General features: G+C 53.7%; 17 protein-coding genes. 3 read left to right on the forward strand and 14 right to left on the reverse strand.

The window, feature by feature from the left end; genetic code table 11:
- Positions 1 to 5 precede the first annotated feature (5 nt).
- The 6 genes from nadE to PUT07_RS03660 form a co-directional block, all read right to left on the reverse strand.
- Positions 6 to 848, reverse strand: a complete 843-nt coding sequence (nadE, locus tag PUT07_RS03635) for an ammonia-dependent NAD(+) synthetase (RefSeq protein ID WP_274466419.1) — start codon at positions 846 to 848, stop codon at positions 6 to 8.
- Between the two features lie 65 nt (positions 849 to 913).
- Positions 914 to 1,456: a cysteine hydrolase family protein gene (locus PUT07_RS03640; RefSeq protein ID WP_274466420.1), complete on the reverse strand. Its 543-nt coding sequence runs from the start codon at positions 1,454 to 1,456 to the stop codon at positions 914 to 916.
- 69 nt (positions 1,457 to 1,525) lie between these two features.
- The gene (locus tag PUT07_RS03645; RefSeq protein ID WP_274466421.1) at positions 1,526 to 2,293 is read right to left on the reverse strand and encodes an NUDIX hydrolase; all 768 of its coding nucleotides are present in this window, start codon (positions 2,291 to 2,293) and stop codon (positions 1,526 to 1,528) included.
- Positions 2,294 to 2,406: 113 nt separating this feature from the next.
- Positions 2,407 to 4,479, reverse strand: coding sequence for a class I SAM-dependent methyltransferase (locus tag PUT07_RS03650; protein ID WP_274466422.1), 2,073 nt, complete (start codon positions 4,477 to 4,479; stop codon positions 2,407 to 2,409).
- Between the two features lie 53 nt (positions 4,480 to 4,532).
- The gene (locus PUT07_RS03655) at positions 4,533 to 4,859 is read right to left on the reverse strand and encodes an SPW repeat protein (protein ID WP_274466423.1); all 327 of its coding nucleotides are present in this window, start codon (positions 4,857 to 4,859) and stop codon (positions 4,533 to 4,535) included.
- A 174-nt stretch (positions 4,860 to 5,033) separates the two neighbouring features.
- Positions 5,034 to 6,740 (reverse strand): methyl-accepting chemotaxis protein, encoded by a 1,707-nt coding sequence (locus PUT07_RS03660; RefSeq protein ID WP_274466424.1) that lies wholly within the window; start codon positions 6,738 to 6,740, stop codon positions 5,034 to 5,036.
- Positions 6,741 to 6,903: 163 nt separating this feature from the next.
- Between PUT07_RS03660 and PUT07_RS03665 the strand changes: the two genes are divergently transcribed.
- On the forward strand, positions 6,904 to 10,641 hold the full coding sequence (locus tag PUT07_RS03665) for a response regulator (RefSeq protein ID WP_274466425.1): 3,738 nt from the start codon (positions 6,904 to 6,906) through the stop codon (positions 10,639 to 10,641).
- A gap of 93 nt (positions 10,642 to 10,734) precedes the next feature.
- Positions 10,735 to 11,640: an oxygen-dependent tRNA uridine(34) hydroxylase TrhO gene (gene trhO / locus PUT07_RS03670; RefSeq protein ID WP_274466426.1), complete on the forward strand. Its 906-nt coding sequence runs from the start codon at positions 10,735 to 10,737 to the stop codon at positions 11,638 to 11,640.
- 83 nt (positions 11,641 to 11,723) lie between these two features.
- Here trhO and PUT07_RS03675 read toward each other — a convergent pair whose 3' ends face one another.
- The 8 genes from PUT07_RS03675 to PUT07_RS03710 all read right to left on the reverse strand — a co-directional run bounded on the left by PUT07_RS03675 (position 11,724) and on the right by PUT07_RS03710 (position 22,716).
- Positions 11,724 to 12,254 (reverse strand): hemerythrin domain-containing protein, encoded by a 531-nt coding sequence (locus PUT07_RS03675; protein ID WP_274466427.1) that lies wholly within the window; start codon positions 12,252 to 12,254, stop codon positions 11,724 to 11,726.
- Positions 12,255 to 12,361: 107 nt separating this feature from the next.
- Complete coding sequence (locus PUT07_RS03680) at positions 12,362 to 14,554, reverse strand: methyl-accepting chemotaxis protein (protein WP_274466428.1); 2,193 nt, start codon at positions 14,552 to 14,554, stop codon at positions 12,362 to 12,364.
- Between the two features lie 489 nt (positions 14,555 to 15,043).
- Positions 15,044 to 16,126, reverse strand: coding sequence for a Gfo/Idh/MocA family protein (locus PUT07_RS03685; protein ID WP_274466429.1), 1,083 nt, complete (start codon positions 16,124 to 16,126; stop codon positions 15,044 to 15,046).
- Positions 16,127 to 16,149: 23 nt separating this feature from the next.
- Entirely contained in the window at positions 16,150 to 17,223 is a 1,074-nt protein-coding gene (locus PUT07_RS03690; protein ID WP_274466430.1) for an NAD(P)-dependent alcohol dehydrogenase, read from the reverse strand.
- A 23-nt stretch (positions 17,224 to 17,246) separates the two neighbouring features.
- The gene (locus PUT07_RS03695; RefSeq protein ID WP_274466431.1) at positions 17,247 to 18,866 is read right to left on the reverse strand and encodes a response regulator transcription factor; all 1,620 of its coding nucleotides are present in this window, start codon (positions 18,864 to 18,866) and stop codon (positions 17,247 to 17,249) included.
- A gap of 196 nt (positions 18,867 to 19,062) precedes the next feature.
- Positions 19,063 to 20,808, reverse strand: a complete 1,746-nt coding sequence (locus PUT07_RS03700; RefSeq protein WP_274466433.1) for a cache domain-containing sensor histidine kinase — start codon at positions 20,806 to 20,808, stop codon at positions 19,063 to 19,065.
- Between the two features lie 106 nt (positions 20,809 to 20,914).
- The gene (locus PUT07_RS03705; protein WP_274466434.1) at positions 20,915 to 21,757 is read right to left on the reverse strand and encodes a carbohydrate ABC transporter permease; all 843 of its coding nucleotides are present in this window, start codon (positions 21,755 to 21,757) and stop codon (positions 20,915 to 20,917) included.
- On the reverse strand, positions 21,754 to 22,716 hold the full coding sequence (locus PUT07_RS03710; RefSeq protein ID WP_274466435.1) for a carbohydrate ABC transporter permease: 963 nt from the start codon (positions 22,714 to 22,716) through the stop codon (positions 21,754 to 21,756). Before PUT07_RS03710 ends, PUT07_RS03705 begins: the two co-directional genes overlap by 4 nt.
- 406 nt (positions 22,717 to 23,122) lie before the next feature.
- On the opposite strand from PUT07_RS03710, the gene PUT07_RS03715 reads away from it, so the two are divergent.
- Positions 23,123 to 23,797 carry a hypothetical protein gene (locus PUT07_RS03715; RefSeq protein WP_338000736.1) on the forward strand — a complete coding sequence of 225 codons (675 nt, stop codon included), beginning with the start codon at positions 23,123 to 23,125 and terminating at the stop codon, positions 23,795 to 23,797.
- Positions 23,798 to 24,004: the final 207 nt, after the last annotated feature.

Consider the following 24,004-nt stretch of genomic DNA (forward strand, 5'->3'; position numbering starts at 1 on the left):
CCCCTTCATTCCCCGTCACCCTTCCACCATGTGTCATAGCATGTTACCGGTCCTCTTCGTTTGTGCTCCGTCATCCCATAGCGCTCCTCGATCTTCCGTACGGCGTCAGCAGGGAGGGGGCGTCCTTCCAAATAATCGTCCAGCTGCTCATACGTAAGCCCAAGCGCTTCTTCGTCCGGAAGACCCGGCTTCATATCTTCCAGGTCGGCCGTCGGTTTCTTCAAATACAGATGCTCCGGGCAGCCCAGCTCCTTCAGGATTTGCCGGCCTTGCCGTTTATCCAGGCCGAAGATCGGTGCGACATCGCAAGCGCCGTCGCCATGCTTCGTGTAGAAACCGGTAATCGCCTCAGCGGCATGATCCGTCCCCAGCACGAGCAGTCCGTAATGCGCCGCCAAGTCGTACTGCACTTTCATGCGCTCACGCGCCTTCACGTTCCCTTTATGGAAATCGCCTAACGTCTCGCCGGTCGCTTCCGCGAATTGCTGAACGGATGCATCCACAGCAGGCTTGATGTTCACCGTAACGACGGAGCTCGGCCCGATGAACCGAATCGCCGCCTGCGCGTCCGCCTCATCCTGCTGCACGCCGTAGGGCAGCCTCACCGCCATGAACCGGTATGCGTCCTTGCCGCTCTCGGCGTTCAGCTCGTCGACGGCCAGCTGAGCCAGCTTGCCCGTTAACGTCGAGTCCTGACCGCCCGACATGCCCAGCACATAGCCTTTGGCTCCGGTGTACCGAAGATAGTCTTTCAGAAACTGCACACGCCGCCGGATCTCGCCTGCCGGGTTGATGGCCGGCTGTACGTGCAGTGCCGCTTGTATTTCGCGTTGTTGTGCCTGTGACATAAGAAACATCTCCTTGGAATTGGATTGGATGATTCTAGCATTCCTGTTCATACCGCCGTTTCATACTACCAGCCGCGAACAACTTTGGCCCCCAGCGTACCTGTATAATGCTGCAGCGCCCATACATGGCCTTGCTCGTTGAAGCTGGCGACCGCATCCTCATGCACGACGATGTCGAAGCCTCTGTTGTAAGCATCCACCGCGGTGTGCAGCACACAAATGTCCGTGCATACGCCGATCAAGTGCAGCTCCCGGATGCCTCTGGCCCGCAGCTTCACCTCCAGATCGGTCCCGCAGAACGCGCTGTATCGCGTTTTGTCCATCCAGTAAATCTCGTCTGCATGCCGTTCATGCACCTCTTTCAGCTTGCCGTACAGCTCGCGTCCCGCCGTGCCGCGAATATTGTGCGGCGGGAACAGCTTCGTCTCCGGATGATAGGGGTCGTCTTCATCATGCAGATCCACCGCCATAACGACGAAATCATGCTCGGCGACGAACTTGGAGGTAATCTCACATACCCGGTTCTCGATGTCGATAGCCGGCTCTCCGCAGGGGAGTTTCCCTTCAACGAAATCAAACGTGTAATCAATGACAATCAGTGCTCGCATCTAGCAACACTCCTTATTAAGTACTATTAATATTATTATTTTGACAATATCAATCCCTAAAAGAGAGGCCTAGCTGTAGATGGACAGCTGAGGCACATAATCCGTGAACCGGTATAACTGGGCAGCGCGTTGGGAGTATTGGTTGGACATTTTCCCATGGCCATTCCTATCCAGCACTTCCTCGATGATCCCTTTGCGGCTCTGCGTGGACGTAATTTTGCGGATGAAATTGCGCTCATTGAACGACGGAACAACGGTCTGAATCACTTGATACAGCTCGGAAATCGTGAATTCCTCCGACAGAAACTCCTTGGCGATCGTCGTCGTCAGCATCTTCTGCCGAACCCGCTCCAGCGCATCCCGGAGGATGGTCTCATGATCGAACGCGAGATCCATCGCGAGCGCTTCCTCCACCGGGAACAGCCGCACATCCGCGGCGTCATCCGCTGCCTGGCGCTTCTCCAGGAAACGTTCATGCACTAGAGCGAAGTAGGCATGCGAGATGATCCATCCCCGAGGATCACGGCCCGGCGTGCTGTACACGTTGAAATATTCGAGGTGGACGTCGGAGACGCCCGTCTCCTCGGTCAATTCGCGGCGCGCGCTTTCGTGTATCGTTTCCGTTTCGGCCGAGAATCCGCCCGGCAGCGCCCACTGGCCTTCGAACGGCCATTGCTTGCGCTGAATCAGCAGTACCTGCAGCTCCCGCAGCGGGAGCGACTTCTTCACAGAGCCTTTGCCCTCCGAAGTAATGGTGAATATGACAATGTCCGCAGGCGCACCGTCCGGCGTGCGATATTTGCTTGCTCGATAATTGCTTTCGTTCTCTGTGTTCAAGGTACTCACCTGCTTGATTCGCTTCTTGATATTATCAATTTGATATTTTCATTATGACATAAATAAAATCCGTATGCAACAGCTTTTTTGCTTAAAACCTGAGCCTGGAGCGCCTATTTTTCTATCACAATCAAACAAGTGCTGTCCGGCAGCGCCACTTCGTTGCCATGATCATCCATCAGCTTTACTTTGTCCCGCAGTGCTTCCGTATATCCTTCCTGGAGAAAATGGCGGCATTCTACAATACGGGCTTCCGCACCGAGCGTATGCTGAATGAAAGCGATGAATCCGCTCGGCGTGAAATAGCCGAACTGTTCCTGGACCTCATGCACATAGGCTTCTTCCCCCCACGTGTATGTATATAGAAATTCCATGGCATCGTTCACTGGCATCGCCACTTCGTCGGGTCCGACGACCTCATAACGGATTGCCCGCCCCTCGAAGTCTTTGGCATACCGCTCCAAGACGGCCATAGCCCCAGGGTCCAGAAACCGGATTCTGCGCATTTGCTCCGCAGGCTCTGTCATGATCCCGTCCCGGATGACGATCCGCCCTCCCGGCGACAGCACCTCGAATGCGCTGCGAAGTGCGGCCGCAAGGGTCGCGTGGTTGAATTTCCGGCCCTCGTAGGGGATGTACGAATACAACTCGTGCAGAATCGAAGAGAAGATGACGGTATCGATTGTCCCCGGCTCTACATATCGCTTAAGGTCCAGCGCATCGCCTTTCATGACGTCCCATTTGCGGCCCTCCAACTGCTTCTTGCGCAGAAGCGCCTCGATCACATTCGCCGAAATATCGATTCCGATTCCCTGCTTGTCAGGCAAATACTGCTCGATGAGATCGAGCATGACACCGCCGCCCGGCCCTATATCGACGACCCTTTGCCCGACGACATAGTCCAGCATCAACTTCTTGTAATCCGCCGTCCGGTTCATCGTGGCCAAATATTCCTCCTCGTTATGGAAACGGTCATAGGCATCCCGGCGCAGTTCGAACAGATCGAACAGCAGAAGAACCGCCTTCTCGTAGAGCGGCGATTTCTCGGCTTCCACGCAAAATTCGATCAGCTTCTCCGCTGCCGGCGAGAATTCGAACGTCACGAACAGCGTGTCCGGTAGGGTCGCCATCCATTCCGCGCGATGCCGCAAATGCGCGTTATTCCGCTGAAGACGCCCTTGAAGGATGTCCTCCCACGACAGCTCGTCCACATATTTCTCAATCATTCGCTTCTTATAAACATTAACTTTCTTGCTTCCTTTGTAGTCATAATACATCGTGTTCATTAGCGGCTCGAAGCTGATATGCCGGACATTCTCCCCAGGCGCGCATGCAAGCTGAACGAGCAGGAGAACCTTGACCATTTGCTCCAGTGAGAACTCCTGCAGGCCCGCTTCCACGTACCACAGCGTTGTCCCGTCGAGGTAACCGGCAAGTCCGTCCAGAAGGGCAGGAGCTTCCTCCTGCAGCTTCCGGAAGGCTGCTTCGAAGTTCTCGCCCTTCCGAATGCTGTTTCCGCGCAAGCGCGCAAGCCTTTCAGAGAACTCCGGCTCCTTGAGCCGTTCCTCCGATGCGATGAGCGCGACCCATGTCTCGACTTGAGGGCCGACGGAAAGCCACAGCTCCTCGGATACCGCCGCAATGATGCAGCGATTGAGCGGAAGCAGCAATTCTCGCAGCTCCTCCTCGGAGAGATGACCGCTCTTCACAAGCTGTCTCAAAGGCTCGTGCTCTTGAACCGGGACCTCGCCCCGTATGGTTTGGCCGATGAGCCCGTGCGTGACGATCAACGTATGGATCACGGTGCTCTTGTCGCTGCTGAGATCGTCATGGAGCTTGTACAACTGTGCCGAGCCCAGATTATGTACATGGTAACCAATGCCTTGTTCCTGCCACCTGAGACGGTCTCTCAACGTTCCGCCTTTGGCGACCTCGGACCATATCAGCACTTCCTCCAACACTTCCTTCTTCCAGAAAGACAACGCCAGCCCGTCCAAAATGCGCAGCGTGCGCTCAACATAATCAAGAACAGGGTTCGCCTGAGCCAGCTCCCGAATCGACTGAATCCGCTCCAGATTGACGATGCGTTCTTCCGCCGAAATCAGGTAGGTCAGCCATGGGTGCCCGCTGGCTGCGCCGGCGTCCCCTGTTCGATATTTGTGGATCAATTCCAATGAACGGAGCATGTCTATTTGTATCCTCCTATTAGTTCCTGGTCGTTTCCTTCCAGTATAAACGATTATTGCTCATCGGCGTACAAGTTGGCGTAATTCACGAGAATGGTCATGAAGCCGAGGAACACAAAAGAGAAGTAAGCCATTAAACCGACATGAAACAAATTAGGAACGAGAATGAAGATGGCGCCAATGGCCAAACAGAGCCAATTCTGCCATACCCGCTTCCCCGACTTCCCTAATGCCAGCAGGGATCCTACGAACTGTAAGCTTCCAAGCAGCACACTGGCATAGAGCGCATTCGTTTGATCCGAGAATCCAAATACCCAGGGGCTAAGCACAAACCAGAGTCCCATGCACGCCGAAATCAAATTTTTCATATACATGGTCATCTTCCACCTCCTACAAGTTTTTGGCATCATCGTGAATCCGATATGGAAATTACGAGATATATTAGTATACGCAAGCGCTTTCAATAATGTGAACAGGAAAAGCCTCCGCCTCACCCAAATGTTTGGGCGAACCGAAGGCTTCGTTGCTGTTTCTTGTTGGATTTGGCATTTCATTTAGGAAATGCGGAATGTCGTAACGGCTTGATGCAAATCTTGGGCAATGGTCGCCAAATTTCTGGCGGAGGAAGTGATCTCTTCCGTCGAGGCCAGCTGCTCCTCGGTTGCTGCGGCAACCGATTGCGCCGTTCCCGAGGTTATCTGCGCCACGGAGCCGACGTTCGCTACGGTCGCCGCCACCTGTTCGGAGGATGCGGCCATTTGTTGAGCGGCAGCCGCCGTTTCTTGAATTTTGCTGGCAACCTCCTGCGAAGCCGACACGATTTGGCCGAAAGCCTGTTCGGCATGGCCGACTTCTCGCAAGCCTTCCTGCACTTCCAGCAGACCGCTGTTCATGACGGCGGCTGCGCGTATGGAATCTCTTTGGATGCTCGAGATAAGCTCGGAAATGCCGCGGACCGAGTCGTCGGTCTGAGAAGCCAGCTTCCGAACCTCGCCCGCCACGACCGCGAAGCCTTTGCCGCTGTCACCTGCACGCGCCGCCTCAATCGCTGCGTTCAACGCCAACAGATTCGTCTGGGAAGCGATGCTGCCGATCAGCGTGGAGATTTGCCCGATGCTCTGCGAATGCTTCTCCAGCTCTTGAATCACTTTATTCGCAGCATCCACGGAGTGGCTGACCGCGGTCATTTTGCTCACGACGCGTTCCATCGAATGCGTGCCTTCTTCGGCGATTTGCGTCGCGGATACGGACAGCTCGGACACGTCGGAGGTCGTCTCGGCGATGCGCTGGATGCCGACAGACATTTCTTCCATGGCTCTGCCGCATTCCATCGAGCTCTGGGCCTGCGAGTCGGCGCCGGTTGCGAATTCCTGAACCGCTGTGGCGACGTGTTGGGACGCGGACGCATTTTGCTCCGAGCTGGCGAACAGCTGCTGGGAAGAGGCCGCCACGCTGCTTGCGGCTGTCATCATTTGCAGGACCGATCCGCGCAGATGCTCGACCATCCGGTTCACGGAAGAGGCCAGTTCGCCGATTTCGTCTTTATTTTTCACGACAATAGGCTCGCTCGTCAGATCGCCGCTTGCAATCCGGCTCAACACCTGCGACGTTCTCCGAACCGGGGTAGAAATGTTGCGCACTAGCCCCACGCAGGCAGCAATCATGAAGACGACCAGCACGCCTTGCACAATCAGAGATATCCTCACGCTCTCATCATAGAGGTGCTTGTTCTCTTCGTCGGCCAGCTTTCCGCCTTCCTGGTTGTAGACGACCATTTCCGCCATCGTTTTTTGCGCTTTGCCGAACGCCGCCGACATCGCTTGCAAACTTTCCGCCGCTTCTTTCCCTTTAGCCGGGTCACCCGACAGCTGTTTATTATTTGCAAAAGCCTCTTTGAATCCATTCCAATTCGTGTTAAGCTCATTGAATTTGACAACGTCTTCATCGCCGGACAAACTTCCCTTATAGTTTTCTAACAATTTGTCGATGTTTGTCATCGTCCCGACAATAGCCGCATCCAAGGGCTCATGCTTTTTCGTATCCGGCTCCATCTTTTTCTGATAGTATACCGTCAATAAATGCTCCGAGTTGTAGTGGATCTCATCCATGATTTGTACGCCGATCATCCACTCTGTCGCCATCTTCGTGCTGTTCTCCTTAAGAACGGCCATCCGCGTCATATCGGTATAGCTTAAACCGCCGACCATGAGCAGAATAATCGCAAATACCGACATCAATTTCGTTTTCACCGTAAAACGCATTGAACCAAACCCCTCCATTTGTGAATGAATGTTCGAACTATGATGTATACTCAATTCATCCTTGATATCATTGATATTAATTGGTAAACGTTAAAGGAATTCTGCATAGATCTCGTAAAAATTATGAGTTTTCCTAACATTTTGTCGAATTATGGAGGTTTCCATGTCATCTTCCTTGCGTTTTAAGCTGGTTGCGCTGATGGTACTGATTACAACGATTTCACTAGCCGTCGTCGGCTTTACGAACTACAAGCTGTCCAAAGACAAATTAATCGAGCAAATGAAAAATCAGGCCGTTGCTTCCGTCGCCAATTCCGCGCAAAATTTGTACGATTTCCTGTCCATTCGCGTAGCCGAAGTGGAGCTTGTCAGCCGCGTGAGCGACATGAGAAAAGGAACGCCGAAAGCGCAGATTCAATATTTGACCCAAGAGCTGCAAGCGGGCAATAATCGTTTCTCCTCTATGGGGGTCGTTGATTTGCAGGGCAATTTGCTGTTAACCAACGGACAGCGATTGAACATTAAAGGCGAGCGAAGATTCGAAGAAGCTCTTCTCGGCCAAACGTTCATTTCCGATCCGCACATCGGCGAAGTATCCAAGACGTACATCATTACAATTACAGCGCCTATCTATAACGAGAACAAACAGATAACGAGCATCGTCGATATCTCGCTGGATGCGGACCGAACGTTCCGCGAGCATCTGTATCCGCCGCTGGCGGGCGGCCAGACGGTTATCGTGAATCATGAAGGCATGATTCTCTACCATTCCGACAACAGCAAAATATTGACCCAAAACATTTTCAAGAACAATCCCGGGCTAACGAAGGACTTTAATGAAGCCTTCCAGCATGATGCCGGTTATTTCGATCAAGTTCTGGATAACGGCAGCGAAGCGCAGTGGTTCTATGCCCGCGTCCCCCATCTGAACTGGCATCTTGCCTACTCGATGCCGGCCAAAGCGGTGCAAGCGCCGGCCAGCACGCTGCTGTGGTGGACTGTCGGATTGATCTTCGTCACGACGGTCGTCATCTTCTTGCTGATTCGCTTGACGGCCAACACCTTGATCATCTCGCGCGTCCAACAAATATTGCGGGTAACGGAATCGGTCGCAGCCGGCGACTTTTACATCCAACCGCTCAGCTTCACCAGCAAAGATGAGCTCGGCGCGCTCGCCCATTCCGTCAACGGGATGATCGACAATTTGCGCGAGCTGTTCGAGCCCTTCGAAGCTTTCATTCACCATAATCAATATGCGATGATCGTCACGGACCCTCATTTCTCTATTAACCATATGAACCGTCGAGCGATGGAGCTGCTCGGTTATTCGTTAAGCGAGGTGCATAAGAAGGCTACGCCGATGCTATGGCTGGATCAAGAGCAGCTCGCCGAACGGGCCGCCAAATATTCGCAGGAGCTGGGAGAGCACATCCCGGCCGATTGTACGGCGCTCGTCATCCGGTCCTTGCGCCAGATGAATGAAGATTTGGAATGGATCTGGTATCACAAGGAAGGCATGCGCATCTTCGTCCAGCTCAGTGTGAGCGCCATTACGCACCCTGGCGGCGATCTCAAAGGCTTCGTCTTCATTGCCCGCGACATCTCCGACATCAAAGAAAGCAATGAAACGAAGCTGCGGCTGCTGACGATTGTAGAAAGCGCCAGGGACGCCATCCTCTCCTTCGATATGCAGGGCAACATTTTCTATATGAATCAAGCCTGCAGAAACCTGCTCGACCTGGAGCGCGACACAAACCCGCGTTACCATTTCAGCGAGTACGTAGACATCCAATCGGACGTCGATCTGGACGAAGGGCTGCTTACAGCTATAACCGATGGCTTCTGGGAATTCGAGGCGGAGGTCTTGACCAAGGAGCAACGCCGAATATTCATCGACGTCGTCGTCGTCCCGCACAGCCCGGCCGAGAAAGGCGAACGCTATTTCTCCGCCATTTCACGGGATGTTACCGAGCAGCGGCAGGCCAAAGAGGGGCTCATCCGCGCGAAGCAGGAAGCCGATGACGCGAATTTGACCAAGGGCATCTTCCTGGCACGGATGAGCCACGAAATTCGAACCCCGCTCAACGGCATCGTCGGCTTATCCCATCTCATGGAGCGGACCGCCATGTCCCCGCTGCAGCGCGATTATATGAGCAAAATCATGAAATCCTCGCTCTCGCTGTCCCAAATCATCAGCGATATTCTGGACTTCTCCAAGCTGGAGGTCGACAAGCTGTTGATCGAACACCACGACTTCCTGCTAGACGACACGGTCGACAGAGTGTGCGAAACACTCAGCGTGCTATTGGGACATAAGCCGGTTGATTTTATTTGCGATATTGAAGAGGATGTTCCGCTCAGTCTCATCGGCGACTCGCTGCGTCTGTACCAGGTGCTGCTGAATCTCACCAGCAATGCCATCAAATTCACGGAGCAAGGGACGGTCACGCTGCGAATTCATGTCGAAGAGCAAAGGGACGACTTCGCCGCTATCCGCTTCAGCATCATCGACACGGGCATCGGCATGAGCGAGGATCAGCTCGCCAAGCTGTTTCAGCCCTTCGTGCAGGCCGACGAAGGAACCAGCCGCAAATTCGGCGGTACAGGGCTTGGCCTTGTCATTGCCAAGAATATTATCGAGAACATGGGGGGCTGGATCGAAGCGTTCAGCCAGCCTGACACCGGCAGCGAGTTCAGAGTGAGCCTTCCGTTCTCCTTATCTTCACAGGCGGTGAAGACGCCCAAGCCGTTCCCGCTTCGGGCCTTCCTCGTCGAGGATCATCCCGAGCTGCATCGGGTGCTGCTGCGTACGCTTCACGCCATGTGCACGGATGCGGAAGGCGTGTACGCGTGGAAGGAAGCGAGGCAAGCGGTTGGGGCCATCCCGCTCGATATAATCGTGCTGGATATGGAGGCTTCTGACATGTACGGGGAAGAAGTGTGGCTGGACATGCTGGAGGCGTGCAAGCGCCATAACCTGAGAACGATTATTTACACGACGCTTCCGGGCCGCGACGCTCTGGAACAGCTGCCTCCTGAGGCCGCGCCGGACGCGATCCTGGTGAAACCCGTCTCCAGAAGCAGCTTGTATCACACGCTGCAGAACTTGACCGGCGGCGCCGAATCCGGCAGCGGGGGCATCAGCGCCATAGAATCGTGGACTTCAGCCCCGCGCATTTTGCTAGTCGAAGATAACGAAATTAATCAAACGGTCGCCAGGAACCTCCTTACCGGCATGAACGCTGACGTGCATGTCGCATCCAACGGCTTCGAAGCTTTGGCGCTCATGGAGGCGGAGGATTACGATCTGATCCTGCTGGACATTCATATGCCAGAGCTCGACGGCATCGAAACCGCGAAGCACATCCGGCTTCAACCCAAGTGGCGGCATATTCCGATCATTGCAGTTACGGCCGATTCGACTCTGGAGAAGCGTCTTGCCTGCATCCGTGCCGGCATGAATGAGGTCATCTCCAAGCCGATCATACCGGACCGGCTGTTCGAAGCCGTCAACGGCATCTTGAACGAGCGGGCCAACATGGCGACTCCCGGATTGAACAAGGATGAAGCGCTGGGACGGCTGCTCGGGAAAACCGATATCTATCATCACATGCTGCGCAAGTTCCATGAGCAGTCCCAAGGTCTCGTCGAGCAGTTGGGTACAGCCATTCGGCAAACCAAATACGAGGAAGCCCTGAAGCTGCTGCACACGCTTCGCGGCTCGGCGAGCAACTTGTCCGCTTATCGTGTCCTTGCCGCGGCAACGGCTCTGGAAGACATGCTGTCCGATGCGGCGCCGCCGGACGAATCCCGGTCCAATCTCGTCCACAACCAGCTGCAAGCGCTGGCCATTGCCTTGGAAGAGGTGTTTCATACGATCCAAAAATTGCCCCTCGATTGAAAAATGTGCGGTTTTATGTCACACTATGCTTATGCTCTCTCTGCCTTCAGGCTGGGAGCATGCATTTTATACGTATAGGTGGTTAAACAAATCATGGCAGAACAAAACGCTCCATACCGCATTTTGTTGTATTATAAATTCGTTAACGTCATAGATCATGAAGCATTAGCAAGCGAGCATCTCGCCTTCTGCAAGAAGCTCGGCATCAAAGGCCGGATTCTGATCGCCCCGGAGGGCATCAACGGAACGCTCTCGGGAACTGTCGAGCAGACCGATGCTTACATGAAGATGATGAGCCAGATGCCTCTGTTCAAGGATATGGTGTACAAGATCGACGAGAGCGAAGGACATGCTTTCAAGAAGCTGTTCGTCCGCCCCAAAAAAGAGCTCGTCACCTTCCGGCTTGAGGAAGATGTGAACCCGAATCAGCTTACCGGCGTTCATCTGAAGCCGAAGGATTTCTACGAGAAGCTCCAGCAGGAGGATGTCATCGTTCTGGATGGACGCAACCATTATGAATACGATATCGGCCATTTCCGCGGCGCGATTCGTCCGGAAGTGGAAACGACGCGGGAGTTCCCGGAGTGGATCCGCAACAATCTTGAGCAGTATAAGGACAAGCCGATTCTAACGTACTGTACGGGCGGGATCCGCTGCGAGAAACTGTCCGGCTTCCTGATCAACGAAGGATTCAAGGAAGTGTACCAACTTGATGGCGGCATCGTCACCTACGGCAAAGACGAAGAAGTGAAAGGCCGTCTCTTCGACGGCAAATGCTACGTCTTCGACGAGCGCATCTCCGTTCCGATCAACCGTACCGAAGAAGATGTCATCGTAGGAAAATGCTACCACTGCGGCAAGGCGGAGGACCGCTACATCAATTGCGCGAACGACCTCTGCCACTTGAAGCATATTTGCTGCGAGGCTTGCGAAGAGGAGCACAACAGCTTCTGCTCCACGGAATGCGAAGAGAAAACGATGAGCCGGCTTGAGGCTTAACGGCGTTTCACCATCCGGCATGTCAATTTGAAAGGGCCTTCTGCAAGTCATCCGACTTGCGAAAGGCCCTTTGCTATGTAAAGCTACGTGAACTGCTCCATAATCCGGTCGGTTAGCGGATACACCAACTCCTCCTCCAATGTGAAATGTTTAAGCAGTATGAGGCAGGCTGTCGACAGCTCCGATGCCATCAAATGCAGAAACTCCTCATCTATCGGCACTTTCATCGCATTCACACCGTCAACGAAAGTTTGCACAACCCGTTTGGCCAAGTCATGATCCTGTTCCAGCACAGAGATGGAACGGGAGACAGACAGCGCGGTGGTCGGATGCAAATACGATTGCAGCTGGGGAAACAGTACCCTCTCTTCCCATTCCGAATGCTGCTCCAGCTCTTCTACCAGGAATAGAATCCTGTCTTGGAGTTCAATCAGCTTGCACATTCCTATTGAGCAATCCTCGAGGGAGTACAAGGAAGCCGCCATCATACGAATCTCGGAGAGCTGCTGACGCATCTGCACGTGCTCCTCCTTCAGACGCTCTACGAGCAACGGGAAATTCCCGGGATCCGCGACATACTCCCTATTCGTTTGAATGCTCAAACGGTGGTTCATTCGTCATCCTCCTTTAAGTTTTGTTGCGCAAGAAAAAAACTGACTCTTTCCGCATTACCATTGTATGCAGAAGGGGTCAGCTAACATGCGAAGGAAAACAAGGGCAATTATCGAATGCGGCTTTCGGTCAATTTGAACTGCTTCACGAGCTGGAGCAGCGACTCCGTAATCGCTCCGACCTCTTCCGTCGTTTGGCGCACGTGCAGCATATCGTGCAGCAGCTCCTGCACGGTTTGCTCCACCTCCGCCGAGATTTGGCGGTTCTCCTTACTCACGCCGGCAACCTTCTCCATCAGCGCCACCACTTCTTCGACGACTTGGGTCTTCTTCGTGTCGCGGGCGCTGGCGCTGCTGAGAATCTCCGTGGCCGCCGCAACGATTTGCGTCCCTTCCAGGACGACCTTCGTGCCTTCCTCCATCGAGAGGAACGCTTCATTGGCATGGCGTTCGATCTGCTCGATCGTCTCGTTGATCTCTTCCGTCGATTTCTTCGTCAGATCCGCCAACTTGCGGATCTCCCCGGCCACGACGGCGAAGCCCTTGCCGTGCTCGCCGACCCGGGCCGCTTCGATGGAGGCATTCAGCGAGAGCAGGTTGGTCTGCGCGGATATTTCCTCAATCACCTTCAGCAGCTTGGGAATCTCCTGCGTCGTGAGCAGGAACGTCTGGATCGTGCGGTTCGTATCGGCGACTTTGACGGAGATCTGATCCATCTTATCACCGATGCGGCCTACTTCGTCCTGGGCGACGGCAATTTGATCGGATGCCTTATCCTCCAGCTCGCGCAGCGTGCCGCTCATATTCTGCGTGACATCCTTGGCGATATCGATGTCCTTCAGCTGGCCGCGCAAAGAGCGGATCATGTTGTGAATCTGGGTGCTCATGCGGCCGGTCGACTGCTCGGTGGACCCCGTCGACTCGTTCATCAGCTCCTGGCTGGTCTGCACCTCGGCGGCCGCCTGCTTGACCTGCAGCATAATCCCTTCCAGCGAGTCGATCATATTGTTGATCCACTTCGCCAGCTCCCGCGTTTCATCCCCGGCGAACTCCTGCACCTGCAGACGCTGCGTTAAGTCTCCGCTGCCCTCGGCGTTCACACGGATGAATTTATTGATTTGTGCGAGCTGCCGGACGAGCGGTTTACTTCCTTGGCGCCGGATCAAGCTAGAGCCAATGACACCGTACACCGCGCTGGCGGCTGCGGTGATCACTCCGCCGAGCCAGCCGGAAACATGGCCGGACAACAGCCAGAAACTTGCGCCCGATAAAACGATAAAGCCTGCGAGGAACCACAGCTGCAAGCTGAACAGCTTCCAGTCAATGCTGCGGATCCGGTACACCTCTTCCAGATCCCCTTCGCACATCATGCCCCATACGTCCGGGCAATGCGGCAGCTGGAACGTCACCCCTTTGCCGATAACCGGGATATGCCGGTAGTCCGAATAGCCGGGAAACTCTACGAAGAGGTTGTGTCCTTGGGCAATCGTTCCCGCAACCCCGGGATGCAGCTGGCCCGTAGCCGGATCCGTGAAGACGAGCTCCAGCTCCGTATGCTCCTTGACCCGCACGATGCCGAAATCCGTGCGTACGCCGTCTTTCAAGTTATCCCCGTGCGTGAAGGTCAGATCCTCGAACCGGCTGCGCGACAGCGCCGTACCCGGAGCGATATGCTTATTGAGCACAGGCTTCGCCATGAACAAATAATTGTCGCCGGAATCCGGGTATACATGCCCGGATTCCCGCTGAATGAGATCGCCGAGCACATCATTGGGCACGCGTCCGCAGAGCGCCCCTTTCCACACGCCGCCTTCCATCACAGGCAGAATGAAAGCCAACGTCATCGCATCGTGAAACGGCGAGGTGCTGGGGCCGATCTTCAGCGTCATCTCGTCGGAAAAGGGCCCGAATAAGCATTTGTCCCCTTTGCGGCTCATCTCCAGCCCTTTCGCCAGTACACTTCCAGCCTCGTAAGATTTCCCGACATGAGCGGGATAGGTGGAGCCGCAGACGGTCCCCTTGTCGTCCAGCATGAAAATTTCCGAGAAATCGGCACCGTTTTTCAGCGTGATGGCCAGCATTTTGTGCAGACCCACTGCATCCTGCGCCGCTGCCGACTTCGCGATTTGTACGTTCAACCTGTCCAAATGCAGCCAATAAGACTCGACCCAATTGCGCAAAATCTCGGTACGCGTATGGGCAATACCTTCAAAGATATGTTCTACATCTTCCTTGAGATGCCGATTCAGGCGATACGACCACCATAAAGGCAGTCCTTTTCGAAACCCAAGCCAATCAAACATACCCCATCCCCCTTTAATCACATATGGTGTGATTTTCTATGACATTCATCATCTTATTCGACATTCTATAGCGATTTCTATCGTAAAGCAAGACAAAAGTAGTTAAATTCTTGAATCTGTAATACTTTCGGCCTATATCCGTCATCCTAAGAAAATATCATGTAAGGTATATTGACATAATTTTCTGAAAAATCTACAATGTAGATGTGTATCGCGCTAATGGACACTGCAGCCGTTATCCTCGTGCAAAACGTTGCATATCGCTGCTAACGGACAACATGGACCTTATTCGCCGTCTTCGGGACCAAATCAGGCCCAAAACAGGCAAATAACGATACTGGTGTCCGTTACACTTTCCAAGGGGCCCTTTTTCATCGAAAAAGGTCAACTGTGTCCGTTAACAAGGCACGGGACAACGGCCGGTTTCCCCCAAACCCCAAAATAATAAAAAGACCAATGCTATTCGCATCAGTCTTTGGGTTATGTACCTCATGAGGGTACCCAACATTGGGGCACCGATGTTACGGTTTCTCCGGTTGCAATAGCCTTCTCGATCATCATGCCGAGATAGTGATCCTGCGAAGCCTCCGCCAGACTATAGAAGCCGGGACCGCCGGCAGCATACTCAGCCATCTTCTGCATGCAGAAGGCAATGGCAATTTCGTCGTCGTATAATCTCGCCGGGGCAAACGGATTCTCATACACCCACTGCTCCCCGCATAGGATGCCCTTCAAATAGTAGCCTTCCGCGTTCTCCAGTTCGCCCCGGTTCATGCGTTTCAGCTCCATGCGCAGCTCTGCGCATGAATCCTGCTGAATCAGCACCCGGTTATCGAAAATCTCCCCGCGTTCGCCCCTGACGGACAAGTGATTGGAGCGCGTCCATGAACGATGCTGATCTTTCGTGAAATCGTAAATTCCCAGCCGGTCGCCGAAGTCGAGCCAAGCCAAATCCCGCTGTGAAGGGACGAGCTTATCTTCCGTCGGCGGACCGCTCCGCGTCGGGCCTTGAACCCACTCGGAGGCAAAGCGCATCGCTCGAATCCGAACGTCTTCATAGGTGATCCCCAGCATTTTGCGGATCAGAGAGACCCCATGATACAGATGCGAGATCGATACCGTCGTTTCGGTAATCCGGCCCAATCGGCCGGATTGAATGAGTGCCAGCCTTGCTTGCTGGACGGGATGGAAATGGTACTGCTCAGCAACCTGCACGCGCGCCCCGCGAAGCGTCAACCGCTCGTGCAGCAGCTGAAGTCCGCTTAAATCCGGAGCCGGCGGCGTTTCCAGCAGAACAGGAATATCCAGCTCGGCGAGCTTCAGCAGATAATCCAGGCTCTGTGCCGGAGAGACCGAAATGAGGACAAAATCAGGCCGTTCTTCAGCAAGCAGCCCTTCCAGGGTTCGGTACGTTGGCGTTCCCCAGGCAGCTTCCATCTCCCGCCCTTTCTCTTCATTCCTGACCACCATGCCGCTAACCTCGAATCGCTCAGGCAGCGCTTGAGCGATTCGCAGGAAATATTGCGCCCGAAAGCCGGCGCCGCCGATAATGCTGAATTTTACTGGTTTCAACGTACATCCCTCCCGATTGCATGTTACAGAACTTCGTTCGGATAGACCATAACTTTCAAGCTGCCGCTCTTATTATGAATCGCGCGTTCCAGCGCTTCCTGCGTCTGTTCGAGCGGGTAGCGGTCCGTCACGAGCGACATGGCGTCAATGCCGTCCCCGGCAAGAAATCCAATCCCTGTCGGGTATGTGTTCGCATACCGGAAAACGCCATAAATATCGATCTCATTATCCGCCATGAAGGGCACATTGAGCGGAATCTCATCCTGTGCCGGCAAGCCCACGATCACCAGCTTGCCTCCGCGGCGCAGCGAATAGAGCGCCGATTGCAAGGCACGCGGATTGCCGGCCGTCTCCCAAGCGGCATCCACGCCTTCACCATCCGTCAACTCCCGGATGCGCTGAACCGCGTCCGTCTCCTTGACGTTGATGACGTCTGTCGCCCCCATCCGTTTGGCTGCATCCAAACGAACCTGCTCCAAGTCGGTGGCGATGATCCGGCTTGCACCGAACGATTTGGCCGCAGCCACGGCCGTCAAGCCGACCGGTCCCATGCCCATGATAGCCACGGTCGAGCCCGCTTGCAGCTTGCAGCGCTTGGCTGCGTGAATGCCGACGGAGAAAGGCTCGACGAGAGACGCCGCCTCGAAGGACAGATGATCCGGGATCGGGAACACCATGTCCGCACGGATCGTCATATATTGAACGAAGGCGCCGTCTACCGGCGGCGTTGCGAGGAACTGCACATCCGGGCACAAGTTGTAGCGGCCTTCTTTGCAGGAGCGGCAATGCCCGCAAGTCACGCCGGGCTCGATGGCGACGCGGTCGCCGGGACGCACGTTCGTAACCGCCGCTCCCGCAGCCGCGATAACGCCCGCGCATTCGTGCCCGAGAATGATCGGCTTCTCCACCACGTAGCGGCCGATGCGGCCATTCTCGAAATAGTGGACATCGGACCCGCACACGCCGACCGCCATCACTTTGATCAGAACCTCATGGGGGCCAGGGACAGGCACCGGACGTTCTTCCAATACGATCGTGCCAGGCTTGGTCATCACGGCTGCTTTCATCGTTACGGGTAATTGTACTAGTTCGCTCATGCGCATGCTCTCTCCTTGTTTCGTCATTTGATAAGTTCCGTTGGGTTCATTCCGGTAAACTTCTTGAACAGCGTGCTGAAGTACGGCACGTTCTTATAACCGACCTGCTCCGCCACTTCGTAGACGAGCATGTTTCTTTCCAACAGCAGCTCTCTGGCCTTCTCGATGCGCACGCGCGTCAAGTACGTATTGAACGTCTCGCCTGTCATATTCTTAAAAATAATCGACAAGTGGTTGCGCGAGATATATACCTTGTCCGCCAAATCCGCAAGCGTCATATCTTCCGCATAATGCTCGTGGATATACTGCGTCATGAAATCGACCGCCTGCCTGTGCTTGCTGTTGCCTTTCCACTGCCTGCTGCTGAAAATCACGGATATTTTGGCCGTCAGCCATTCCTCCAGCTGCTGGGGCTGCGTCAGCCCGACCATTTCTTGGACAATCTGCTCGTTCGAGAAAATATCGTCCAACACCATGCCGACCTCATACAAGCAGTAGGCGAAAATTCCCCAAAGCTCGCCCGCCAGCATCTGCACATATTCGGGTGTAATGCCTTTTTGCTCCTTCAACTGCTTCATATATCCGGCAACCAGCTGCTGCGCTTGCGTTTCCTGCGATGCCTTCATCGCGCCGGCCAGCTCGAAATAAAACTTCGCCGGACGCATGACCAGCGTTCCCTGACCGGCCCCCGTCTCTTCGCTATAAGCGAAGACTTCGTAAGCCGGCTCGACGCGGCGGTCCCGCAAGTCAATAGCCCGGAACGCTTCCTCGGTGGAGTCCGGCATCGCCGTCCACTCGGCTTTGGTGCCTCCGATGCCGATACGAATGACCAGCTTCAAGTAATTTTTGATACAGTCGATAAGTTTGACGCCAAGCTCCCCGAGGCTCCGATCCAGGTCTTCCTGCCGGCAGTCCGCCTCGGGATGCAGAATAAGCACAGCTCTCGTGCCATGGAGTTCTACATATTCAATCGCTTGGAACGATTCGCGGGCCACCTCGCAAGCGATGTTGCTGATTGCGAAGCGGAACAAGTTCCAATCCGGCAGCGAAAGACGGCTCGACCGAACGTCGCGGATCAGTTCGATCCCGACGACCACATGCTTGCGTCCGCACCAGAAACGGTATGGCTGCGGCAGTCTGTCCTCGCTCCGATAAGATCTGTCCAGCGTTCCGGCAACCGCCGATTTCACCCATTCCTTCTCGATAAAAGGCTCGTAAAGCATCAATTTCTGCTGAAGCTCGTCCTGCTTGATACGCTTCTCTTCCTCGTCCATCAACTCTTCGATGGCTTTGCCGAGAATGGATTTCAACGTAGGAACGGAGATCGGCTTGGATAAATAATCGCTGACATTATGGCGAAGCGCCTGCCTCGCATGCTCGAAATCGGAATATCCGCTCAGAATAATGATTTTACCGCCAAAGCCTTCCCGCCTAAGCTGTTCGATCATATCAAGACCGCTCATCACCGGCATATAAATATCTGTAATGACAATGTCCGGCGCGGCTCTCCGAATCAGTTCCAGCCCTTCCTGTCCGTTCAAGGCTTCCCCGACCCATTCGGCTTCCAGCTCGTCCCAGGGAATGGCTCTCTTCATCCCTTGAAGCACTTGGCGTTCATCGTCAATGATCGCGATTTTCCACACAACGCTTACCTCCTAAACTTCAACCTTGTGAACCGGAACCGTCTGCACAGCATATAACTTCGGCCCGGAACAGAAGCTGTTCCAGGCTTGAGTGACGTTATTGGAAATGTCTACAACTATCCTATCAGTCCTTGCGCTTGCGCGGTAGAAGACAGATGCACGATTCTTTATAAAATACACCGAACTATGCCGCATCCTACAACGGGTCGTTCACTGGAGGCACTTCGAGCATAGGCAGTCTGATCAAGACCCGGGTACCTCCCTCTTCCCGCTCCATCAGCGTAACGCCATAGCCGCCTCCGAAATACCCGGCGATTCGTTCTTTGACATTGCGGATGCCATATCCGCCTGTTTTGCGCTTATGCTGCTTGTCCACAGCCTGCTGCAGGCCGATTCCATTATCGTCTATCGTGATGTGAAGTCTGCTGTCTGCAAGCGCGAGGCGGATGTCAATCCTGCCTTGACTGCGCATGTTGAACCCGTGAACGATCGCATTCTCGACGAAAGGCTGCAGCGTGAGCTTGGGAATGAACAGCTTCCGAATGTCGGGGGACGCTTCCACGGTGTAGTCAAGCCCCGTTCGCCATCGCAGCTGTTGAATTTCCAGATAGCTCTCGATATGCATGAGCTCCTCTTCGATCGTGATGAAGGCAGCCCCGTTGGAGAGACCGATCCGGAACATGCGTCCCATGAGCTCCAGAATGCGGCTGATCTCATCCTGCCCCGCTTCAATCGCCATCCAATTCAGCTGGTCCAATGTATTATAGAGGAAATGCGGATTGATGTTGGCTTGCAGCGCCTCAATCTCCGCCTTGCGCTGCTGTTCGTACCTGCGCTGCAGGGAGAGATACAATTCCTCAATCCGCTCATTTTGCTTGCGGTAGCCGGAGAACAAATAGCCGAACTCGTTCTCATAGTCATGGGGAAGCTCTACGTTGTTGCCCCCAACGGAATAGACGCCCATGGCGCTTACGAGTTTTTTGATCGGCTTCGTGAACTGTCTGCTCAGAATATGAGTGAGAATGAGCGTGAGCAGCACCGCGGCGATCCCGATAAGGCCGATTACTTCGGCCAATCGAAAACTCCCCGCCGTAATCTGCTGCCAAGGTGTAATTTCGACGAGTGTCCAATTCGAATCAACCAGCTTGGAGTACACGAGCAGGGAGTCGACGGTCTCGCCGCTGCCCTGGATGCGAATATACCCCGATTGCTTCTGCTTGGCATCGCTGCCGATCCAGTTGGAGAGCTCGTTATGGTCGGGAATTCGGCCGATCTTCAGAAACTGTTCTCCTCTGGAGTCGATCATCAGCCGGTTCGATTCGGTGGAATGCCCGGTCAGCAGGGCCCTGATCTGGTCCGCCTTCACATGAATGACGAGCACGCCTAAGTATTTGTCGTCGTACACAATTTTGCGGGCAAAGCTAAGAACCGGCACATCGCCCTGAAAGCTTGGGATGAGATGCTCAATCGACCATGTGAAATCGTTACCGGTGAGCAGCTGCGCAAAGGATTGATTGTTCAAATCCGCGATGTCCCGGAACTGGATGTAGCTTTTGGCATCGCCTTGCAGGGGGCGGTTCATATAGAGATCAATCCCCTGGATGAGCGGGATCGAATACGTCAAATTCGCCAACGCCTTCTCCACGCTCATCGATCTCCTGTACCGGTCGAACTCATCCTGCTTGCTGGTCAAGAAAGTAATCAATTCATTATCGCGGGATGTGGAGAGCGAGATTTGCTCGATGGTCACAAGCCTTGTACTAATCTCATTATTCAGTTCGTCGAGCAGCTTCTGCTGGTATTGAAACGTCGTTTGCACAAGCTCTTTGGAGGAGATGCTGTAGCTGGCCCAGACGCTGCAAGCCAGTACGACGACAATGAGCCCGGCGAAGCTGCGGAAGAACAGGTGGTCGATTCTAAATTTTTTGAAAGGATTCTTCATGCTTGATAGCACTCCCGTAAACGTTGCGATTAGGCGAAAGAAACGGTAAAACAACGTAATCTGACGCTGCTCTACCGCTCTGGACATGCTTTATTTGTTTTTCATCTTATCCTTTAATACCTGTCGTTGCAATCCCTTCAACAAAGTACTTCTGCAGGAACATGAAGACCAGCGTCGCAGGCACGATAGATACGAGCGACATGGCGAGCAACTGTCCCCATTCTTGACCGGTTTGCGAATCGTTAATCATCCGCAGCGCGAGCCCGACCGTATATTTATCAACCGAGTTAATGTACAGCAAGTGCCCGAGGAAATCGTCCCAGTTCCATAGGAAGCAGAAAATCATGACGGTCACAATCGCCGGCTTCGTTAGCGGCATCACGATCCGCCAATAAATGCCGAACCAGGAGCAGCCGTCCATTTTCGCAGATTCGTCCAGCTCTTTGGGGATGCCGCGCACGAATTGGATGAGCAGGAAGACGAAGAACGTACCGCCTGCACCGCTGGCGAGCAGATGAGGCACGATAAACGGCAGATACGTATTCACCCAGCCCAACTGGTGGAACATCGCATACTGCGGAATGATGAGCACCTGCCCCGGAAGCATCAGCGTGACCATGAGCAGGGAGAACCACAGGTTTTTCAGCGGAAAATCCAGTCTGCCGAAGCCGAACGCAACCAGCGTGCTGGAGATTAGCGTTACCGCAAGAACGGCAATTTCAAGTCCGAACGTGTTGAGATAAAAATCCGTGAACGAATGCCCGGGAACCGAGTTCCACCCGTTAACGAAGTTGCTCCACTGCGGAGACGATGGGAATAAGTTCGGCGAACTCAGCTCGCTGTTGGATTTCAAGGATGCCCCGACCCACCAAAGGACCGGATAGGCCATCAGTATACTGAAGGCGATCATGAACAGATGACGGACTGCTTGGCTCCATTTGAAGGTCATTTGCTTTTCTTGCCTCCCGTATCAGTCTCGTAAAATACCCAGTACTTCGATGTCCCGGCGATAATGGCTGCTACAATGACAATCATCACCAGCATAATCCACGCCAATGCCGAAGAATAACCGAGTTGGTAGCGGCTGAAAGCCCGCTCGTACAAATATAAAGCATAAACGTACGTCGAGTTCATCGGTCCGCCGTTCGTGATTACGTAAGCGGAGGTGAACATTTGGAACGCGTTGATGACGCCCATAATGAGATTAAAATATAGCGTCGGCGAAAGCATCGGCAGCGTAATTTTGAAAAACTGCACGAACTTGTTCGCCCCGTCCACACCGGACGCTTCATATAGATCATTCGGAATTTGCTTCAGTCCTGCGAGGAAGATGACCATCGACGAACCGAACTGCCAAACCGTCAGCAGAATGAGCGTCCAAAGCGCCGTGCTCGGATTCGTGATCCAGCCGATCCCTTGGATGCCGAATTTGGCCAAAATTTCGTTAAAAATTCCGTCCACTCCGAAAATGTTCCGCCACAGCAAGGAAACGGCAATACTGCCGCCGATCAACGACGGGAAATAAATTGCCGTGCGGTAGGCGGAGATCCCTCTCATCGCCTTATTGAGCAGCAGGGCTACTCCCAGTGCTGCAGCCAGCTTCAGCGGCACAGAGGCGATGACGTAGTAGAACGTGATTTTTACCGATTGCAGGAACTTGGCGTCAGCCGTGAAAATGCGTTCGTAGTTACGGAAACCGACCCAATGGATCGATTCCATCAGCGTATAGTCAGTAAAAGAATAGTACAAAGATAAAAACATCGGGTACGCGGTAAGCCCGAAAAATCCGAGCAGCCACGGCAAAATAAATAAATATCCCGCGATGGGCGCGTCCCAGCGTTTCAGGAATGTGCGGCGTTTCTTAGTGCCCGCAGCGGCTTGCACGGCAACGGCTGTGGAACGATTCATGTAGCTTCACCTCTGCAGTTAGTCTAGTAACTTGATATAGTTCAAGTATAAAGGTTGCGGCAGAGGGACTAAATGAGAGGAATCATCGAATTCTTTCAAAATATCCCGAAAAAGCGGGTTACCGCGCACCGCTCCCTGCATCTTTTCACTATACGGTGGCCGCGGCGTGTGCGTGCGGTGAACCTAACCCGGACAATTGGCTGCACTTTTCGCCATGCCGGTGACCGCAGATTGAACCATAAGTAAGGATTTGACTCCTTCCTCCCGGACAGCCTTTTCCCCAACAGTTAAGCTGGTACTGGAATAGTCGGAGAGTTTATAATGAATAGTGACGAAGAACGTCCCTTTCCATGCCGGTTGCGTGGATATGGGGCGTTTTCTACTTTTATTGAGGGAGTTGACATTGATGATGACGTTTGAAGAAGCACATGCCGCTTTTATCCATCAACATACGGAAAAGAGATCGGCCGAGCGCAAAGGCAGACTGGAGAGGGGTCACCGGCACGGTGAAAAACTGTTTCTAAGCAACGTATGGTGGCCGCTGCAGGGCAGCTTCCAAGATCTCCATCCGGAGTACGAAGTACTAGATTGGCGGGGACGACCCTATTTTGCCGATTTCGCTTGGCTGCCGGGATTTGTTAAGTTAGTCATCGAAATCAAAGGCTTCGGCACCCATGTGCGCGACATGGATCGGCCTAACTATTGCAGGGAATTAAATCGCGAGACGTTTCTCCATGCCGTCGGCTTCCATGTCATATCCTTCGCTTACGATGACGTTGAGCAGCGACCTGAACTTTGCATCACCTTGCTGCGTATGGTCCTGAGCAAATATATATCGGGCGCCGGACCTATACCGCGTATTTTGTTCACCGAAAAAGAAATCATACGCCTTGCTATACATCGAGCTCAATCCATCCGTCCGAAGGATGTGGAGCTTCATCTCGAAGTCGATCACAAGACGGCCATCCTCCTATTGAAGCGCATGTGCGCTAAAGGCTTGTTATCCCCTGTCTATGGGGAAAATAAAGTTAGAATTGTCCGATATGAACTGACTCGGGAGGCGATCGATTATTTATTTTGATCCCTTTGCCTTGTCTCGGATCACCCGTAACTGGAATTCCTCCTGTTAAATTATCAAAATCCACCTCACGCTGCAGTCACAACTGGAGTTTCTCCTGCTAATTTCGCCAAAAGTGCCACATTTGTTCAACTAGTGTTGATTTTAACTGGAGGTATTCCAGTTATTCGTTTTTTAAGGGTGTTGGGTGGCGGAATAACGGGAGTTTTT

Source organism: Paenibacillus sp. MAHUQ-63, assembly GCF_028765165.1.
GTDB lineage: Bacteria > Bacillota > Bacilli > Paenibacillales > NBRC-103111 > Paenibacillus_E.

Excerpts from the sequence above, each read along its gene's own strand:
- PUT07_RS03680 (WP_274466428.1), bottom strand. The coding sequence starts at position 14,554 with ATGTTTGATTGGCTTGGGTTTCGAAAAGGACTGCCTTTATGGTGGTCG.
- PUT07_RS03640 (WP_274466420.1), bottom strand. The coding sequence starts at position 1,456 with ATGCGAGCACTGATTGTCATTGATTACACGTTTGATTTCGTTGAAGGG.
- PUT07_RS03700 (WP_274466433.1), bottom strand. The coding sequence starts at position 20,808 with ATGAAGAATCCTTTCAAAAAATTTAGAATCGACCACCTGTTCTTCCGC.
- PUT07_RS03715 (WP_338000736.1), top strand. The coding sequence starts at position 23,123 with ATGATGACGTTTGAAGAAGCACATGCCGCTTTTATCCATCAACATACG.
- PUT07_RS03705 (WP_274466434.1), bottom strand. The coding sequence starts at position 21,757 with ATGACCTTCAAATGGAGCCAAGCAGTCCGTCATCTGTTCATGATCGCC.
- PUT07_RS03650 (WP_274466422.1), bottom strand. The coding sequence starts at position 4,479 with ATGCTCCGTTCATTGGAATTGATCCACAAATATCGAACAGGGGACGCC.
- PUT07_RS03655 (WP_274466423.1), bottom strand. The coding sequence starts at position 4,859 with ATGACCATGTATATGAAAAATTTGATTTCGGCGTGCATGGGACTCTGG.
- trhO (WP_274466426.1), top strand. The coding sequence starts at position 10,735 with ATGGCAGAACAAAACGCTCCATACCGCATTTTGTTGTATTATAAATTC.
- nadE (WP_274466419.1), bottom strand. The coding sequence starts at position 848 with ATGTCACAGGCACAACAACGCGAAATACAAGCGGCACTGCACGTACAG.
- PUT07_RS03660 (WP_274466424.1), bottom strand. The coding sequence starts at position 6,740 with ATGCGTTTTACGGTGAAAACGAAATTGATGTCGGTATTTGCGATTATT.
- PUT07_RS03710 (WP_274466435.1), bottom strand. The coding sequence starts at position 22,716 with ATGAATCGTTCCACAGCCGTTGCCGTGCAAGCCGCTGCGGGCACTAAG.
- PUT07_RS03690 (WP_274466430.1), bottom strand. The coding sequence starts at position 17,223 with ATGAGCGAACTAGTACAATTACCCGTAACGATGAAAGCAGCCGTGATG.
- PUT07_RS03665 (WP_274466425.1), top strand. The coding sequence starts at position 6,904 with ATGTCATCTTCCTTGCGTTTTAAGCTGGTTGCGCTGATGGTACTGATT.
- PUT07_RS03675 (WP_274466427.1), bottom strand. The coding sequence starts at position 12,254 with ATGAACCACCGTTTGAGCATTCAAACGAATAGGGAGTATGTCGCGGAT.